The following is a 14,918-nucleotide window of genomic DNA, read 5'->3' on the forward strand; positions in this document are numbered from 1 at the left end:
AGACAGGGGCGCAACGTTTGCCATCCGCCGCGGGCTCAGCGGCGGGCTACCGCGAGCGGTGCGAGCGGTTTAGTCCGACGCTGCGAAGCAGGCTGTCGCGCGCCATCATTTCACGGGCCACTGGCCTCCCCCCATACTGCATTGCCAACTCATCACGCTGGTGAGCCGCAACCCGCACCACCGGTCATCTCGCAATGGGCGGGCATGCTTACGATGCCCGCGAGCGGTGGTGGCGGTGACAGCGGGGCCTGACCCGCACCTCCCAGCCGAGCTCCCGAGCTCCCGCGCCCCTGCCCCAACGTCCAGCCCGGCTTAGAACGCGTTAAACACCGCCGAGTTGGCCGCACCCTGCCCTTGAGCGTCTTCGAGCGCCCGGATCACGCCGCGCAGGTGCTCGCACTCGCGCTCCAGCGAGGCGACCCAGGCGCGGGCGTGCTGCGCTTCGTTGAAGGCCTGCGCGTGCAGGGCGGACATTCCCCAGCGGCTCTCGAACCACAGCGTCAAATTGATTGCGCGCGGGGCGTTGCCGCTGGCTAGGTAGCGCTGCAGGGTGCGCAGGCTGATACCCAGGTGCCTGGCAATGCGTTGGCGCGGCTCGGTCTGGTCGGCGACTGGATAAGCCAGGGGCGGCAGCCCCGCGGGCGAGGGAGAAAGGAATGGCATGGAGACCTCCTGCAGGCTGGCGGCGGCGCCGGCCCGGGAGGCAGTGTCAACTTGTCGCAGGCCCTTGGCGCCCTCTTCCGCCCCTGCCGTTCGGGCTTTTCAGGGGGGATCGGGGCGTTGAACATAACGGCGCCTGGCGTGCAGCGATTTGTCGGGGCAAAGTTGAAATGTCGCATCCTTCCTCGCTTCGGCCCCTATTTCGTGGCGCAAGGATGGAAGCAGGCCGCGCCGACGATCACAGTGACCATGCCGAAACTGATCACTGATCGAGTCCAGGCGATTCAGGCGGTGATGAATCGCCTCGTCGCGATTCGTCGTCCATCGTCAGAGATGAGCGCGCAGAAGCTTGACGCCTCCAAATGCAAATTCCGATGCTGTCCGGAGCCCTATTGTTTCGGACGGTAGTCTCATATGTCTTTGAATGGTTGATCGCAGGCTTTGCGACCATCCGTTGTCGAGCGCGCAAGGCGAAGCGAAGTTGCGCCACGACTGGCTGCCGCGCTTGCGTGGATCGTCGTCGTTCCGACAATGTTTTTGGGGGCACCGATGTGCTTCTGGTGATCTCGAAAGGTCAGATCATGTGCCACACCACAGATCCCTTGCACGTATCCGCGTGAAGTTCCAGATGCCCACCCTTGCAATTCACACGGCGCCGACCGAAATCTTTTCTCTTCTGATCGACCGTGGTGGCTTGTCCGTGCGCAGGCCCTTGAATGACGGGTGCCGGATGTACCCGTCCGGCGTCCACTCGGTGAAAACTACCTCGGCCACGAGCTTCGGCTCGACCCAGTGCGCGCGGCGGTCGTTCTCCGTCTTCTCTTTGAACGGTCGCTTGTCGGTGCCCAGCGCCTGCATCCGCTTCACCAAATCGCGCAGCATCTGTTCGTTGAAGCCGGTGCCGACCTTGCCGACGTAGATCAGGGCGCCGGCTTCGTCGTAGTAGCCCACCAGCCAGCTTGATCCAGTCCGGCGACCGCCGCGACGGGTAGCGGCTCGCCTTGCGCTTTCCGATGATCCCCTCGAGGCCGAGCTCGCACGCCGAGGCAATGATGTCCTGCGGCGGTGCGTCGAAGGCCTCGCTGAATCGAATCGGAGCCGGAGGCTTGCGCAGGATGGACTGCAGTAGCGCCCGGCGCTCGACCAACGGCACGCCGCGCAGGTCGAACCCGTCATAGAACGGCACGTCGAAGAGGAAGTAGATGATCCGCTGGGTGTGCGTGTCAATACCGGCTTAGTTTTCCCCATTTTGGCCGGAGTAAATTTCCCCACCTTGTTTCTCGGGTGCTCAGCCCGGCATCGAGGCTTGGACCTCCTTTCGTGGTCGACCAGGTCGTCGCTTGATCGGCGGCATGGCTGACGGCTCGCCCAGCAGCGGCCGCCCGCGCAGGTGCTCCGGGATCAGCGCCGCGTGCTCGCGCAGCCGGTACGAGTTGCCCTCGATCGGGATGACCACCGCGTGGTGCAGCAGCCGGTCCAGCAGCGCGGTGGCCACAACGGCGTCGCCGAAGATCTCGGCCCACTCCCCGAAGCCTCGGTTGCCGGTCATGATCATGGCGCAGCGCTCATAGCACGCGTTGACGAGCTGGAAGAACAGGTTGCCGCCGCCGGAGCACACAGGCAGGTAGCCGATCTCGTCGACGATCAGGAGGCTGTAGCGGCTGAGGTACTTCACCCGTTCGCGCAGCTTGCCCTCGCGCTCGGCCTTGCGCATGGAGTCCACCAACTCGGCCAGCGTCGCGAAGAACACGCTCTTGCCGGCCTTCACTGCCTCGAGGCCCAGCGCGATCGCAAGGTGGCTCTTGCCGGTGCCGGGCGGCCCGAGGAAGTGCACGCACTGGCGCCGCTCGACGAACTCGAGCTCGGCCAATGCCAGCACCCGGTTGCGATCCAGGCTCGGCTGGAAGCTGAAGTCGTAGCCCGACAGGCTCTTGACGGTGGTCAGGCGGGCCGTCTGCAGCGCCATCTTGATGCGGCGGCTCTCCCGCGTGGAGTACTCCTCGCCCAGCAGCGCTTCAATGGCTTCCAGCGCCGTCACCTCGCCCTGCTCGATGCGCGACAGCGTGGTCTGCAAGGCTTCCAGCGCACGCGGCATCTTCAGGCCCACCAGGTGGCGGCGGATGCGATCGGTGGTGGTGCCGCTCATCTTGCCGCTCCCAACTGACGCGCGATCTGCTCGTACACGCCCAGGGATCGGGTGGCCACTGCATGGCCCGGCAGCACACGCAAGGTGGACCGCTCATGGCGCTGACCGCCGCGGCCGCCGCCTTGTCGGTGGCCGGGCAGCACCGAGCGCTGCTTGCGCCCGTGGAGCAACGCGTGCACAGCAATCAGCTTGCCGTCCTCGTGGATGCGCACTTGGTGCGCCGTGCTCTCCACCTCGAGAACGCGGGCGCGCGTGCCGTCGGGAACCGAGTAGTAGTTGCCCCCGACGCTGACGCAACCCTCGTGGCTCAGGCGCCGCTGCACGCGCAGCACGGCATCGAAGCGGCCTGCCGGCAAGGCCCGCAAGGCGGGGCGCTCCTCGGCGAAGTGCTCGGCCACGATGCGGTCGGTGGTCCCATGCAGACGCACGTTGGCCACGGTGTCGAGCCAGTGGCGCAACTGCCGGTTCATGTCCTCGATGTCGGTGAAGTGCCGGGCCATGAAGAAGTCGGCGCGGATGTAATAGGGTCGCTCCACTTTGCCCTTCGTCTGGGCCCGATACGCCTGGCAGGCCCGCGGCACGAAGCCGTAGTGCGCACCGCAAGCCAGCAGCTTGGCGTTGTAGACGATCGGCTTTTCCTCGTCGGGCTCGCCCAACACGGCGGTCTTCATCCGGTCGTACAAGATCTCGCGCGGCACGCCGCCGAAGTGCTCGAAGGCTTCCATGTGACAGCGGAGCACCGTGGGGAGGTCCTGGTGCAGGACGTACTGCGCCCACAGGTAGCGGCTGTGGCCCAGCACCATGGCGAACAGCCACACCTTGCGCCATGCGCCGTGGTCGTCGGCGAACTGGACTTTGAACTCGGCGAAGTCGACCTGTGCCTGGCGGCCGGCCGGTGTCTCGAATCGCACCTCGAACGATGGTGCCGGCGGCGGTCGCACCTCGCGCAGGAAGTCGTTCAGGACGGTCTTGCCGCCGCGGTAGCCCAGTTCGCGGATCTCGCGCAGGAGCCGCGCGCCGGTGAGCTCGGGCCAGGCCGCCACGCGTTCGCGCAGATAGCCCTCGAACGGCTGGACCCGTGTCATCCGTGGCTCGCGCGGCTTGTACTTGGGCACGGCCAGACCCCGGCGGATGTACTTGCGCACGGTCTTGCGGTCATGGCCGGTGCGCTCGGAGATCGCCGAGACCGACAGGCCCTGCCTGTGCAATTCCAGAAGAATCATCATCAGTTCCCTCAGATTGACCACCGGACCTCCCGACGCGTTGGACGCGCCATGGTCTGTCAGGTGCACGAAGTGCTGGCGGGCCTCGGCCCGCCAGCGCTTCAACGTCTCTCAAACTGGGGAAATTTCAAACGGCCAAAGTGGGGAGTATTCAAGCGGCGGTGACAGTGCGAGTTGTCGAAGGCGTTTTGCAGGGCGTTGAAGTCGGTCAGGCCGGGGTCGTTGAGCATCACGACCTCGCCATCGAGCCAGCCAGGCCGCAGCTTCATGCCCTCCAGCGCTCGCACCAAGTGCGGCATCTTCGAACTCCAGTCCAGTCCGTTACGGCTGATCAGTCGCGCGGCGCCGGCAGCGTCGACCCGCGCCAGCATGCGGTAGCCGTCGAGTTTGATATCGAAATCCAGTCCTCGGCTCGCGGCGGCGGCCTGTCGACGAGGGTGGCCAGCACGGGGGCAAGCCTCGCCGGCATCTCACCCTCGGCGGCGCCGGCTGGCATCCGCAGGGTCTTCCTGCCGGGCGATGTCGGCTTGGCAGACGTCGAGCGGACGGCGCGAGGCTGCACCGACTACCTGGCAGTCGGACCACCAGAAGAGGAAGCGCCTGCCGCCGTTGGCCCGCCGTCTGGCGGGTTGGTGGTGCCCGGCGGCTCCTTCACCCAGATAAAGAGCGCGGTGATCCCGCCAATGATCAGGATGGCCAGGAACAGCGCCATGCGCCTGAAGGCGCGGCCGGCGGCCAGATCGTTTTGTCTCCGCTTCATGGGGGTCTCCCGAGTGCGCAGGCTAAGGTAGCGATGGACACACGCTGAAATTGTCGGCCGACGTGACAACAGATGGAGGATAGAAACCTACAGCGCCTACTCGTTTGGGGCGGCAGATTGCCCCGTGTCGGACCACAAATCGGAGAGACGAATGGCAGACGACAAGACGAAAGTGGGCGGCCAGGATCGCGCCCGCATCAACGTGAACGAGGACTACGAGGTCCGCGACTGGTGCAAGAGCCTGGGCGTGAGCGAAGAAGAACTGCGCAAAGCTGTTGCCGAAGTTGGCGACCAAGCCGACAAGGTGCGCGAGTACCTCGGCAAGAAGTAGTCGCGCCCTCCGCCATGGGCTGCCCAATTTGCGCCTGGTCGGGCTGGGTGTGCGAGAACCATACCAATCGCCCCTCAGAGGTCACGACCGAAGGGGCTGCGCCTGCGCAGGCGCCGCGGTGCCGTGCACCTGCAACCCTGAGGCTATCTTCAACGACTGGGGGGAGATATTCGCCTGCGTCGACCAGGAGCGGGTCAGCAGGGCGCCTCCAGCAGTTGACCCGCTGCGGGCCCAGACGCTGCCGGTTCGCCACTGACTTGTGCGCGATCGACGAGTTCCTTCGCCTTGTCGGCGAGCTTGTCGATAAGGGCCTCGAGGCAGTTGCCGTTGCCATCGCCTGCGGTCAAGGCCACACGGGCCACGAGCTTGCCATCAGTAACCACGTCGGCGCCAACGGAGAGCTGATCGCCGACGGCGGTGAGCTCGATACGGATCACCGAGCCGCGATAGTCGAAACTCCGTTGGGGAACCGGGTTGTTCATGGCGGCTCCTGGAGGATCCATGAGCCGCAGCCTCCGGGATGGAGCGCTATTCCATGAGTCGCCTTGGCAGGTCGATCCACCTTAGGCCGATCCGTAAGCAGGTGCAACCACTAACGCGCGATTGGAGTAGTGCGATTCCAGGCAGCGTGGGTGGACCCGGCTCGATGGCCTAGAAGAGGGATGGCTCCTCTCGCGGGGTTCCTTCGGCCTGGCGCGCTCCGGCTTGGGCTTTGGCTGCCGGGGGGGATCGGGTGGCGCCGGGGCGGCTTCGAAGAGCTCAACGGGTGCGAGTTTGAGCAGCTGCTGCGCCAGTTCCACGGTCCCCTCCAACCACTGATCGAAGTCCGCCGCCTCGATCGGGATCACCGACGCTTGTCCTGGAGGTCGAGCGGCAACACCCACTTCGTCTTCGGGTCGATCTCGGGCTTGTGCATGCGGCTCATGAGCGGGTGCCCATCGGCGTTGAGCGTCAGGACCGTGTAGCTCTCGTGCTCCACCCCCGTCGCCTTGTCCACCCAGACGTTCCATAGGCCAGCCAGGCCCCAGGGCCGCCCGTCGGCGCGTCGGAAGCGCCACCACTCGCACCTTGGGAACGGCTGGTCGTGCGGTCCCCAGTACGGCTCATCGAAGCTGGCGGCCGGGACGATGCAGCGCTGGCCCCGCTTCCAGGGATCCTTGTAGCTGGCCTTCTCCGCCAACTCCTCGCTGCGCGCATTGTTCGTCGGGTATTTGAGCTTCGGCTCCGTCGCGAACCAGGGGATCAGGCCCCAGTGGCCCAGGGCCAGCTCGCGCTCGTAGCCTGCGGCATCGCGCCGGCGTCGGATGAACGGCCCGGGCGACCGGGGGAAGATGTCGCGCACCCACGGTCGCGCCTGCCGCGCACCCACGTGCCAGAAGCGCTCGATCTCCTTGATCTCCGGGGATTCGTAGCGGTTGCACATGTCAGGAAGGTAGCGGCTCAGAACGGCAACGGAAGCACGGGCCCGAGCCAGGCCACCGCCGCCGCGTCGGGCGGCAGCGATCGCAGCCGCTCATCCTTCCAGAGGTCGGCGGCCACCTCTTCGAGGTGCAGGGGGTCCACGGTGCGCCACTGCTGCTGCAGCCGATGCGCGCAGGCGGCGATCCAGATGTCAGCGGGAACGTTGTCCATGTCATATACTGTACGTTCATCCAGACTGTACATCCATCCACTATTTTCGCGTGTGTTCGCGATCGTTTACCGCTGCCGCCGAGAGGGGCAACCGCTGCTCCGCGATGACATCGAGGCGGAGCCCGCGCATGGCGAGCTGCAGGTCTATCGCAAGGGCATGAAGCGTGTCGCCGTGCTGGTGGGCCGGGACAGGGAGAGCTACGTGATTCCGCTGCTCGACAAGGTGAAGCTGCTCGCGATCAACGAGCGCGGCGTGCTGCTCACCGGCGTCGAGATTTACCCGACCCGCGGCGCCAAAGGCACCGGCCCCATGTTCCCGCAGACCTGGTGGTGCGAGCTGAGTCCGAAGGGAAGGCTAGCCGCCGCAGACCCTGCGAAGTCGCGCCGGCGGGAGCGTGAGCGCCAAGCTCGCGACATTGGCAGCGCGCTCGTGCGCCGGCCCACCAGGCGCGGCGGCCAGCACGAGCCACCCGGAGAAATCACATGAGCCAGCTCGACCTGCTGACCGCCTGCCCTACCCTGCTGCGCATGCCTTCTTGGCTGGGGCGCGATGTCCTAGACGAAGTTCAGCTGCCGTTCACGCCTGGCGACTACAAGGTGACACCCGGTGACGATCGCTGGACCGTCGTTTGCCTCAAGACCGGCGAGCAGGTGTACCACGGCATCGGTCCCGTCGAGGTCGTGCGCTCGCCGTGCCGTTCTGAGAAGGAGGGACGCGATGTGGGAGCCTGAAACGCGGCACCAGATCCGCGGTGTCCCCATGAGCCATTTCCAGGAATGGCAGTTCGCCTTCGTCGAGGAATGGCTGCGGCTGTCCGAGGGTTGCGCGGACCTGCTCCAGACCGCGGACGTCGCGAACGAGCTTTACGCTGCGAACAAGGATCGTGATCCTGCCGAATTGGCTCGCGAGGAATGGGGCTAGGGCTTGGAGGTGCCCTCGGGGAACATCGATGGCGAGGGGATCGGCACGTCCGACCTGGCGGCCCGCGTTGCAGCAGGCGCCTCGGTCTCGGCCCCGTTTGGCGGCGGCCGTGCCGGGAGGTAAGCCACAGCGGGTTCGGGGCCCAAAAAAACTTGTACCCGCGCAGGGCCTGCCCGTTCCGTGAGCACCGCAATGAGAGCCAAGCAGATTGCGGCTGCGGGGAGATGCGCAGTCGGTTATCCACAGAGTCATACACCGGGGAAGGGGAAAACCGGCCCTTGACTTTCATGGCTGGGCTGGGCGTTCATTCGGCGATTGGCGCCTTCGACCCACGAAGCCTCCAACCGAGAGTCATGCCGGCGGCGGCGATCAGGATGGCGGCCGAACCGGCGAGCTGCAGCGGCTTGAGCATGTGCTCGAAGGCGACGAAATCCACCACCATGGCGAATATCGGATAGAGGAAGGACAACGCGCCTACCGAGTGGGTCGGCAGCTTCTGGATCGCACCGTATAGCAGTGCGAAGACCAGGCCCGTGTAGATGGCGCCCATCACGATGAAATCGCGCCAGGCGCGATAGTCGTTCGGAAGATCCGTCAAGTCCGCAAACGGCGCAATCATGACCGTGCCGACGCATACGTGGATCAGCGCGATGAGGTGAGGCGGCTTGTCGCCGAGCTTCTTGGTCACGATAGCCGCGATGGCGTAGAAGAACGCTGCGCCGAGCGCCATCAGGACACCGGTGATGTACGCACTTGGAGGGCCTGCATAGGCCGCCGCGGAGGGCCTCGCATACACAATGAGGAGCACACCCGTAAAAGCGATGCCAAGCCACGCGAGCTTGGTGCCCGTGATGCGCTCAGAGAAGAAGATCGCACCGAGGCCGACCAGCATGAAGGGCTGCGTGTTGTAGACGGCGATGGCGACCGAGATCGACGCCCGCTAGAAGGAGGCGAAGATCAGGAGCCAGTTGAGGACGATCGCCACGCCGCCGACGGCCGCCAAGCCGACCTGCTTGAGCGTCAGCGCGCCGACCAGTGATCCGGTGAGGGCGCACACGATCAGCAGGGTCGCCGCCCCGAAGACGCAGCGCCAGAACAGCAGTTCGATGATCGGCTGCCCGGAGAAGACGACGAACCAGCCGATGGTTCCCGAGATCAGCATGGCCGCAACCATCTGTGAGCGTGCCGGTTGTTTTCTTGCTCATGCTCAATTGATGGCCGAAGAAGCTGAACGCTCGCTGACGGCATTGCGCCTCCTGGAGTGCCTTGAAATTGCGTGGAAAGGTCGGGAAAATCCTGGCGCAGGATCCTTTTGTACGGAACGCATGCGCTCGCCTCGACGTTGTCGAATTCACCCCCAGCATGACAGCGCCAGGGGTGGAGGCTCGAGGAACTCTAGGCGCGAGCGTGGTGGCGGCCCCACCCGTTCCTTGAGCTCTTGCAGGAGCGGGCTGCGCGCGCGTGTTGGCATTAGCATATTGTTTTCTTAAAACCAAGCTCCTACCATCGCAGCAACGGCTGAGACCGCAGACCGCGAGTCGATGCTGTCCCTGCAGCTGCCCAGGACGCTGGGCGGTCTTGTCTCGGTGCCGGTGCAACCGCCAGCACCGACTCCAAGTTGCCGCTGGACCGGGAGGTCGCCGATGGCCTTCGGACCAGCGGTTCAGGGCCGCCAGATGCCCTGCTGTCGAGCATGCAGACGGCTACATCCTGAAAGAAGCGGCGGCCGGTGAATCGGTCCGCGCGCTTCGAAACCGGTCACGGAGGCTCATATGTCGCTGTTCCTGATTGAGCGCAATTTCGCGGAGAGGCTGGAGCTCAACGCCGAGGGTGTCGCCGCGGTCACGAAGATCAATGGCGAGGTCGGTGTGAACTGGCTGTTCTCGTTCCTGAGTGCGGACAAGCGCAAGTCCTACTGTCTTTACGAAGCGAAGGACCCGGAAGCGATCAGGGAGGCGGCACGGCGGGCGAACGTGCCGGCCGACGTGATCATCGAGGTCTCGCAGGAGCGTCCCGAATCGATCCTCGCGGCGGCGGCCTGACGGCCGCGGCCGGGCCGATGGTCAGAACTGACTATTCCCCCGAGACCGGGCGGTGCGTACAACCGCGAGGTGGGCCCACGTTCAACCGGACGTGCCACCAACCGGAGAAACGCCATGCTGAGCCCCGAGACCCTTGTCCAGTTCTCCAGCGTGCTGCGCGGCCGCCTCGTGCAGGCCGGCGACGACGACTACGACGCGTCGCGCCGGGTCTACAACGCGATGATCGACCGCTATCCGAGGCTCATTGCGTACTGCCGCGACGTCGCCGATGTGATGCTTTGCGTCAACTTCGCGCGCGAGCAGTCGATGCTGCTCGCCGTGCGCGGCGGCGGGCACAACGGGGGCGGCTTGGGCACCTGCGACGACGGGCTGGTGATCGACCTGTCGGCGCTCCATGGGATCCGGGTCGATCCGCAGGCGCGCACTGTGCGGGTCGAAGGCGGCTGTAAGTGGGGCGACGTGGATCATGCGACCCATGCCTTCGGCATGGCCACGCCCAGCGGCATCATCAGCAGCACCGGCGTCGGTGGACTTACGCTCGGCGGCGGACTCGGCCACCTGACGCGCCAGTGCGGCCTCACGGTGGACAACCTGCTCGAGGCCGATGTGGTGCTGGCCGATGGCCGCCTGATCCGCGCCAGCGCCCACGAGCACCCGGAGCTTTTCTGGGCGCTGCGCGGCGGCGGCGGCAATTTCGGGGTCGTGACCTCGTTCCTGTTCCGGCTGCACCCGGTGGCCATGGTGGTCGCCGGCCCGACCTTCTGGCCCCTGGAGAGCGCGGGCGAGGTCATGCGCTGGTACCGTGACTTCATCGTCTCGGCGCCGGAAGACCTGAACGGCTTTTTCGCTTTCCTGAAGGTGCCGCCGGTCGATCCTTTTCCGCCGGCGCTGCATGGCCAATCGGTGTGCGGCGTGGTGTGGTGCTACACCGGCGCGGAGGCGGAGGCCGATGCTGTCTTCGCGCCGGTTCGCGCGTTTGGCCCGCCACTGCTGCACGGGGTGCATCCGATGCCGTTTCCGGCGCTGCAGTGCGCATTCGATGCGCTGTATCCGCCGGGCCACCAGTGGTACTGGCGCGCCGACTTCGTCAACGAGCTCTCCGACGGCGCCATCGCCGAGCACGAGCGCTTCGCCGCCCTGCTGCCGAGCGCGCAGTCGACCATGCACCTCTATCCGATCGACGGCGCGGCGCACCGAATGCAGGCGGCGGATACGCCGTTCGCGTACCGCGACGCGTCGTGGGCCCAGGTCATCGTCGGCGTCAGCCCCGATGCGCAGGACGCGCCGGCGATCACCGCCTGGACCAAGAGCTACTGGGATGCGCTGCACCCGCACTCGGCCGGCGGCGCTTATGTGAACATGATGATGGACGAAGGCGAGGAGCGCATCCGCGCGTCCTACCGCGACAACTACCCGCGGCTGGTGCAAATCAAGCGCCAGTACGATCCGGACAATCTGTTTCGCGTCAACCAGAATATCCGGCCGCAGTGAGCTGCACGCGCTCCTACTCCTTCAACAGGCCTGCACGGTTGGCAAAGGCTGCCGCCTCGGTCCGGTTGGCGGTGTAGGTCTTCTCCAGGATGCTGCGCACATGGTTGGCCACGGTGTTGGGGCTGATCGCCAGCACCTGGGCGATCTCGCGGTTGTTGCGGCCCATCGCCATCAGGCGCAGCACGCCGACTTCGCGTTCGGTCAGGCCGCACGGAAAGGCCGGCAGCGGCGCGGCGATGGCTTCGGTGAGTGCCGTGATGCGCGGTGTCAGGGCATTCATACCGAGCGCGGTGCTTTCGGCGCACGCTTCGGCAAGCAGCGCACGCGCGCGATCGAGGTCGCCGGCCGATGCGCGCCGATGCAGCATGGCGGCATAGGCGTACCGGCTGTGCGCCAGCCAGACACGCCAGCCGGTCTTTTGGTCCATCTGCAAGGCGACCTCAAAGTGACGCTCGGCCATGTCCCATTGCCCCATCACCGCGGCCAGACTGCCCAGCAGCCGGTCGGCCGAGCCCAGACAAGGCCCCGCCGTGTCCGCCACCGGGTTGGTGCCGGCATGGGGCTTCAGCAGCGGATACAGCAGGGCCGCGCGCGCGGCATCGCCGAGATAGCTGCATAGTTCGGCGGCGAACATGGCGATCGTCATCGTGCTGGCGTCGGTGGGCGCCTTCGTGACCCGGCTCCAGGGGAGGCTCTCGAACTGGGCCTGGCATTCGGATCGCATGTCCAATTCTGCGTACACGAGGGCGAGCCCCGGCTGCCAGATCTGGCTCTTGGGCGTGGTGCGCACGAAGTGCTGCAGCAGCGGCAGTGCCTCGCGCAGCTGCCCTTGCTCGCGGCGCAGGCAGAACATCTGCATGCCGTAGGTGCCCACCGCCAGGTCTTCGGCAACGCGCCGGCCGAGCTCCAGGGCCTGGGCGGCCCAGGCCTCGGCGTCGGCAAACCGGCCTTCGTTGACAGCCACCAGCGCCTCGATGCATCGGCAGACGGCCTGGTCGTGCAGCGAACCGGACTGCTTCGATAGGCGCAGGCCCTGCTCCCGGACACGGTTCAGCGAAGGTATGTCACCCACGCGGATAAGGTCGAGGAGGTAGTACGACAGCAGAACATCGAGGCGCAGCGGCTGGTTGAGCTCTTCGGAGATGGCCCAGGCTTCATGGCTGGCCACGAGGCGTTCGTGCAGCAGATCGGGCCAGTACCCGGCCGCGGCAATCGAGGCCAAGGCCATGCAAAGGCCGGTCTGGTCACCGATCTGCCGCGCCAGCGCCACGGCGCGGCGATGGGCTTCCTTGGCCTGATCCACACGGGCGCAATAGACATAGGCGCGGCCCAGGTGGGCCAGGAGTTCCACACGCAAGGCGTCATGGGCCTGGTGCAGCGCGATTGCCTCCAGCAGCAGGACGGTCGCCGGCTCGCCAGAGCGGGCCGCGACGACACAGCTGTTCTCGAAACCGATCGCCGCCTGGGCGAACAGGGGGACCAGGGCCTGGCTGCGCGCCAGCTCGGCGGCTTCCTGGTGGGCCGCCCGCGCCGGTTCCCCGGCCCCGAGCGACAACTCGCCCTTGCCCAAGTGCAGCAGCAGCTCGCAGCGCAGGGCCGTGTCCTTGGGGCAATGCTGCTCTTGCAGATGAAGCGCCAGTCGGTACAAGCGCACGGCTTCCTCCAGCGCGAGCAACTGCACCGCGTGCCTGGCCGATTGCCTGGCATAGGCGAGCGCCTTCACGGCGGCGTCGCCGGGCCCGGCCTCGCTGAAATGGTAGGCCAGCTGCGGCAGGACCGTGGAATCGTCTGTGCCATGGCGCCGCTCCAGCATCTCGCCGATGCGCAGATGCAGCCGCGCGCGGCGCAGGCCCAGCATCTCGTCGTACACGCATTCGCGGATCAAGGCGTGGCTGAAGCGAAACTGCTGCGTCTGCGGCATTGGCTCGATCAGATGCACGGCCAGGGCTTCCTCGAGCGCCAGCAGGACTTCGTCTTCGGACTTGTCGGCTTCCAACTGGGCCAGGAGATTCAGATCGAAGGTCCGGCCGATGCAGGCAGCGATCGAGAGCAGCCTCGCGGCAGATAGTGACAGGCGGTTCAGCCGCTTGCCGATCACCTCGCGCACGCCGGCGGGAATCTTCATCAGCAGCCTGGGGTCCTCCATCATGGATCCGAACGCCTGCGGCGTGCGCGTGTCCATCATGAAGCGCAGCGTCTCCTCAAGAAACAGCGGATGCCCTTCGGTCCGATCATGAATCGCGCTTACGAAATTGGCGCTTGCGGCGCCGCCGCTGGCAGCCGCCATGAGCTCTCCGGTCTCCCGACTGCTCAGGCCGGCGAGCTCGATCCGATGGAAGGCCGGCGAGCGCGCCAGTTCCGCCAAGGTCTCGAACAGCGGATGCTGGCGCGACAGTTCGATATCCCTGTAGGTGCCAATCACCAGCAAGGCGCTGTCTTCGATCTCCGCGGCCAGGAAGGAGAACAGGCGCAGCGAGGTCGCGTCGGCCCAATGGAGGTCTTCGAAGATCAGCACCTGAGGCGCCCGCTGCGCAGCACGGCGCCAGAATGCGGCGATGGCATCGAAAAGGCGGAAGCGCGACTGCGCGGTGTCACCGTTTTCGATGCGAGGCTGCGGTGCAGGGAACTGCCCGGCCAGCTCGGGAACGATGCTGGCGATGTCAGCGAGTCCCGCTCCCAAGGTCTGGGCCGCATTGGCATCGCCGCTGTGTCGCAGATAAGCGCGGATCAACTGTCGCCAGGGCCAATAGGGCGGTGCGCCGGGCTCTTCGAGGCATCGCCCCCACAGCACAGCCACGCCCTCCTGCTCGGCCTGGGATGCCATCTTTTGCGCCAGGCTCGTCTTCCCGATGCCACCTGAGCCGGCCAGCAATACGACCTGCCCGCGTCCATGGCGGGCACTTGCGAGCGCCTTGCCCAGCGTCGCCAGTTCCCGATGGCGGCCGACGAAGAGGCTCGGCGGACGTGGAGGCGGCCGAGGCGCCGGCGGCTCCGCCTGTGCAACGCTCACGCTCGGCGCAGCGTCTCCGAGGTGGACGGCGAATGCATGGACTGGCGTGGCGATGTTCTTGAGCTGCTGCCGCCCCAGGTCGGCGAACCCGGCACGGATCCGGCCGGCGACGACGCCGCGTACCGCATCCGACACCGTGATCCCGCCTGGTTCGGCCAGCGCCTGGAGCCGGGCCGCGACGTTGACACCGTCGCCATACACGGTTCCGTCGCGCTTCTCGACCACGTCGCCGAGGTGCACGCCGATGCGAAAGCGCATTTGGCGCTCTTGCTTTGCGGCATCGCGGGCGACGCGCAGCCTTTGCTGGATCGCCAATGCCGCGGTGACCGCGCCGGTGGCCGATTCAAACACGGCAAGCACCGAGTCGCCCGCCATGTCCACGACACGGCCTTGATGGGCCTCGATGTGCCGTCTGAACACCGCGCGCGCCGAGTCCAGCGCTGCCACGGTTGCGCCTTCGTCCACCGCCATGAGCCGTGAAAAGCCGGCTGCGTCAGCGGCAAGGATCGCCGATAGCCTGTGTTTGGCAGCAAGTTCGTTCAACGGCGGTCCTCCCCCTGCGGAGGTGCAACAGCACGAGCAAGTATCTGCGCCGCAGGAAGCCCCGTCAAACGTCGAGCACGGGCGCCGGCCGAAGATGACAACTCGTACGCCTGAGGATGCAGGGGACTCGCCAGCGCTGCGCCTCACGCGATTCACAG

At 66.2% G+C, this 14,918-nt stretch carries 18 protein-coding genes and 1 pseudogene; 6 read left to right on the forward strand and 13 right to left on the reverse strand.

From position 1 onward, the window contains the following. Positions 1-312: 312 nt before the first annotated feature. The 7 genes and pseudogenes from AC3A6X_RS35655 to AC3A6X_RS35685 form a co-directional block, all read right to left on the reverse strand. Positions 313-663, reverse strand: coding sequence for a hypothetical protein (locus AC3A6X_RS35655; protein ID WP_487846587.1), 351 nt, complete (start codon positions 661-663; stop codon positions 313-315). Between the two features lie 642 nt (positions 664-1,305). Continuing rightward, on the reverse strand, positions 1,306-1,611 hold the full coding sequence (locus AC3A6X_RS35660; RefSeq protein ID WP_487846588.1) for an ATP dependent DNA ligase: 306 nt from the start codon (positions 1,609-1,611) through the stop codon (positions 1,306-1,308). A gap of 64 nt (positions 1,612-1,675) precedes the next feature. Next, positions 1,676-1,846, reverse strand: a pseudogene (locus tag AC3A6X_RS35665) (hypothetical protein); the annotation flags it as partial. A 102-nt stretch (positions 1,847-1,948) separates the two neighbouring features. Then, positions 1,949-2,806, reverse strand: a complete 858-nt coding sequence (gene istB / locus AC3A6X_RS35670) for an IS21-like element helper ATPase IstB (protein WP_487846589.1) — start codon at positions 2,804-2,806, stop codon at positions 1,949-1,951. Continuing rightward, complete coding sequence (gene istA, locus AC3A6X_RS35675) at positions 2,803-4,053, reverse strand: IS21 family transposase (RefSeq protein ID WP_487846621.1); 1,251 nt, start codon at positions 4,051-4,053, stop codon at positions 2,803-2,805. The genes istB and istA overlap by 4 nt, the downstream gene beginning before the upstream one ends. A 77-nt stretch (positions 4,054-4,130) precedes the next feature. After that, positions 4,131-4,433, reverse strand: a complete 303-nt coding sequence (locus AC3A6X_RS35680) for an ATP-dependent DNA ligase (RefSeq protein WP_487846622.1) — start codon at positions 4,431-4,433, stop codon at positions 4,131-4,133. Positions 4,434-4,594: 161 nt separating this feature from the next. Further along, a complete protein-coding gene (locus AC3A6X_RS35685; protein ID WP_487846590.1) occupies positions 4,595-4,789 on the reverse strand; it encodes a hypothetical protein in 195 nt (64 codons plus the stop codon). 151 nt (positions 4,790-4,940) lie between these two features. Between AC3A6X_RS35685 and AC3A6X_RS35690 the strand changes: the two genes are divergently transcribed. Further along, entirely contained in the window at positions 4,941-5,120 is a 180-nt protein-coding gene (locus AC3A6X_RS35690; RefSeq protein ID WP_106560216.1) for a DUF3606 domain-containing protein, read from the forward strand. A gap of 194 nt (positions 5,121-5,314) precedes the next feature. Here AC3A6X_RS35690 and AC3A6X_RS35695 read toward each other — a convergent pair whose 3' ends face one another. The 3 genes from AC3A6X_RS35695 to AC3A6X_RS35705 form a co-directional block, all read right to left on the reverse strand. Then, positions 5,315-5,602 (reverse strand): hypothetical protein, encoded by a 288-nt coding sequence (locus AC3A6X_RS35695; RefSeq protein WP_487846591.1) that lies wholly within the window; start codon positions 5,600-5,602, stop codon positions 5,315-5,317. Between the two features lie 362 nt (positions 5,603-5,964). Next, the gene (locus AC3A6X_RS35700) at positions 5,965-6,543 is read right to left on the reverse strand and encodes an SOS response-associated peptidase (protein WP_487846592.1); all 579 of its coding nucleotides are present in this window, start codon (positions 6,541-6,543) and stop codon (positions 5,965-5,967) included. 17 nt (positions 6,544-6,560) lie between these two features. After that, positions 6,561-6,752 (reverse strand): hypothetical protein, encoded by a 192-nt coding sequence (locus tag AC3A6X_RS35705; protein ID WP_487846593.1) that lies wholly within the window; start codon positions 6,750-6,752, stop codon positions 6,561-6,563. A gap of 52 nt (positions 6,753-6,804) precedes the next feature. Between AC3A6X_RS35705 and AC3A6X_RS35710 the strand changes: the two genes are divergently transcribed. From AC3A6X_RS35710 to AC3A6X_RS35720, 3 genes are read left to right on the forward strand one after another with little or no spacing between them, the layout of a single operon-like run. Continuing rightward, positions 6,805-7,239, forward strand: a complete 435-nt coding sequence (locus tag AC3A6X_RS35710) for a hypothetical protein (RefSeq protein ID WP_487846594.1) — start codon at positions 6,805-6,807, stop codon at positions 7,237-7,239. Continuing rightward, the gene (locus tag AC3A6X_RS35715) at positions 7,236-7,484 is read left to right on the forward strand and encodes a hypothetical protein (protein ID WP_487846595.1); all 249 of its coding nucleotides are present in this window, start codon (positions 7,236-7,238) and stop codon (positions 7,482-7,484) included. The genes AC3A6X_RS35710 and AC3A6X_RS35715 overlap by 4 nt, the downstream gene beginning before the upstream one ends. Continuing rightward, the gene (locus AC3A6X_RS35720; protein ID WP_487846596.1) at positions 7,471-7,674 is read left to right on the forward strand and encodes a hypothetical protein; all 204 of its coding nucleotides are present in this window, start codon (positions 7,471-7,473) and stop codon (positions 7,672-7,674) included. The genes AC3A6X_RS35715 and AC3A6X_RS35720 overlap by 14 nt, the downstream gene beginning before the upstream one ends. A 304-nt stretch (positions 7,675-7,978) precedes the next feature. On the opposite strand, the gene AC3A6X_RS35725 is transcribed toward AC3A6X_RS35720, so the two are convergent. After that, positions 7,979-8,566, reverse strand: coding sequence for an EamA family transporter (locus AC3A6X_RS35725; protein ID WP_487846597.1), 588 nt, complete (start codon positions 8,564-8,566; stop codon positions 7,979-7,981). A gap of 48 nt (positions 8,567-8,614) precedes the next feature. Continuing rightward, positions 8,615-8,836, reverse strand: coding sequence for a hypothetical protein (locus AC3A6X_RS35730; RefSeq protein ID WP_487846598.1), 222 nt, complete (start codon positions 8,834-8,836; stop codon positions 8,615-8,617). Between the two features lie 610 nt (positions 8,837-9,446). On the opposite strand from AC3A6X_RS35730, the gene AC3A6X_RS35735 reads away from it, so the two are divergent. Together AC3A6X_RS35735 and AC3A6X_RS35740 are read left to right on the forward strand one after the other, a co-directional pair. Continuing rightward, the gene (locus tag AC3A6X_RS35735; RefSeq protein ID WP_487846599.1) at positions 9,447-9,716 is read left to right on the forward strand and encodes a DUF4242 domain-containing protein; all 270 of its coding nucleotides are present in this window, start codon (positions 9,447-9,449) and stop codon (positions 9,714-9,716) included. A 114-nt stretch (positions 9,717-9,830) separates the two neighbouring features. Beyond that, the gene (locus AC3A6X_RS35740; RefSeq protein WP_487846600.1) at positions 9,831-11,207 is read left to right on the forward strand and encodes an FAD-binding oxidoreductase; all 1,377 of its coding nucleotides are present in this window, start codon (positions 9,831-9,833) and stop codon (positions 11,205-11,207) included. Positions 11,208-11,220: 13 nt separating this feature from the next. Here AC3A6X_RS35740 and AC3A6X_RS35745 read toward each other — a convergent pair whose 3' ends face one another. Beyond that, complete coding sequence (locus tag AC3A6X_RS35745; protein WP_487846601.1) at positions 11,221-14,907, reverse strand: helix-turn-helix transcriptional regulator; 3,687 nt, start codon at positions 14,905-14,907, stop codon at positions 11,221-11,223. Between the last annotated feature and the right edge of the window lie 11 nt (positions 14,908-14,918).

Source organism: Variovorax sp. Soil_C_12, assembly GCF_057657375.1.

Bases quoted from the DNA above. Each gene is read 5' to 3' on its own strand.
- AC3A6X_RS35655 (WP_487846587.1), bottom strand. From the start codon at position 663: ATGCCATTCCTTTCTCCCTCGCCCGCGGGGCTGCCGCCCCTGGCTTAT.
- istB (WP_487846589.1), bottom strand. From the start codon at position 2,806: ATGAGCGGCACCACCACCGATCGCATCCGCCGCCACCTGGTGGGCCTG.
- AC3A6X_RS35685 (WP_487846590.1), bottom strand. From the start codon at position 4,789: ATGAAGCGGAGACAAAACGATCTGGCCGCCGGCCGCGCCTTCAGGCGC.
- AC3A6X_RS35690 (WP_106560216.1), top strand. From the start codon at position 4,941: ATGGCAGACGACAAGACGAAAGTGGGCGGCCAGGATCGCGCCCGCATC.
- AC3A6X_RS35695 (WP_487846591.1), bottom strand. From the start codon at position 5,602: ATGAACAACCCGGTTCCCCAACGGAGTTTCGACTATCGCGGCTCGGTG.
- AC3A6X_RS35700 (WP_487846592.1), bottom strand. From the start codon at position 6,543: ATGTGCAACCGCTACGAATCCCCGGAGATCAAGGAGATCGAGCGCTTC.
- AC3A6X_RS35705 (WP_487846593.1), bottom strand. From the start codon at position 6,752: ATGGACAACGTTCCCGCTGACATCTGGATCGCCGCCTGCGCGCATCGG.
- AC3A6X_RS35715 (WP_487846595.1), top strand. From the start codon at position 7,236: ATGAGCCAGCTCGACCTGCTGACCGCCTGCCCTACCCTGCTGCGCATG.
- AC3A6X_RS35720 (WP_487846596.1), top strand. From the start codon at position 7,471: ATGTGGGAGCCTGAAACGCGGCACCAGATCCGCGGTGTCCCCATGAGC.
- AC3A6X_RS35725 (WP_487846597.1), bottom strand. From the start codon at position 8,566: ATGCTGGTCGGCCTCGGTGCGATCTTCTTCTCTGAGCGCATCACGGGC.
- AC3A6X_RS35730 (WP_487846598.1), bottom strand. From the start codon at position 8,836: ATGCTGATCTCGGGAACCATCGGCTGGTTCGTCGTCTTCTCCGGGCAG.
- AC3A6X_RS35735 (WP_487846599.1), top strand. From the start codon at position 9,447: ATGTCGCTGTTCCTGATTGAGCGCAATTTCGCGGAGAGGCTGGAGCTC.
- AC3A6X_RS35740 (WP_487846600.1), top strand. From the start codon at position 9,831: ATGCTGAGCCCCGAGACCCTTGTCCAGTTCTCCAGCGTGCTGCGCGGC.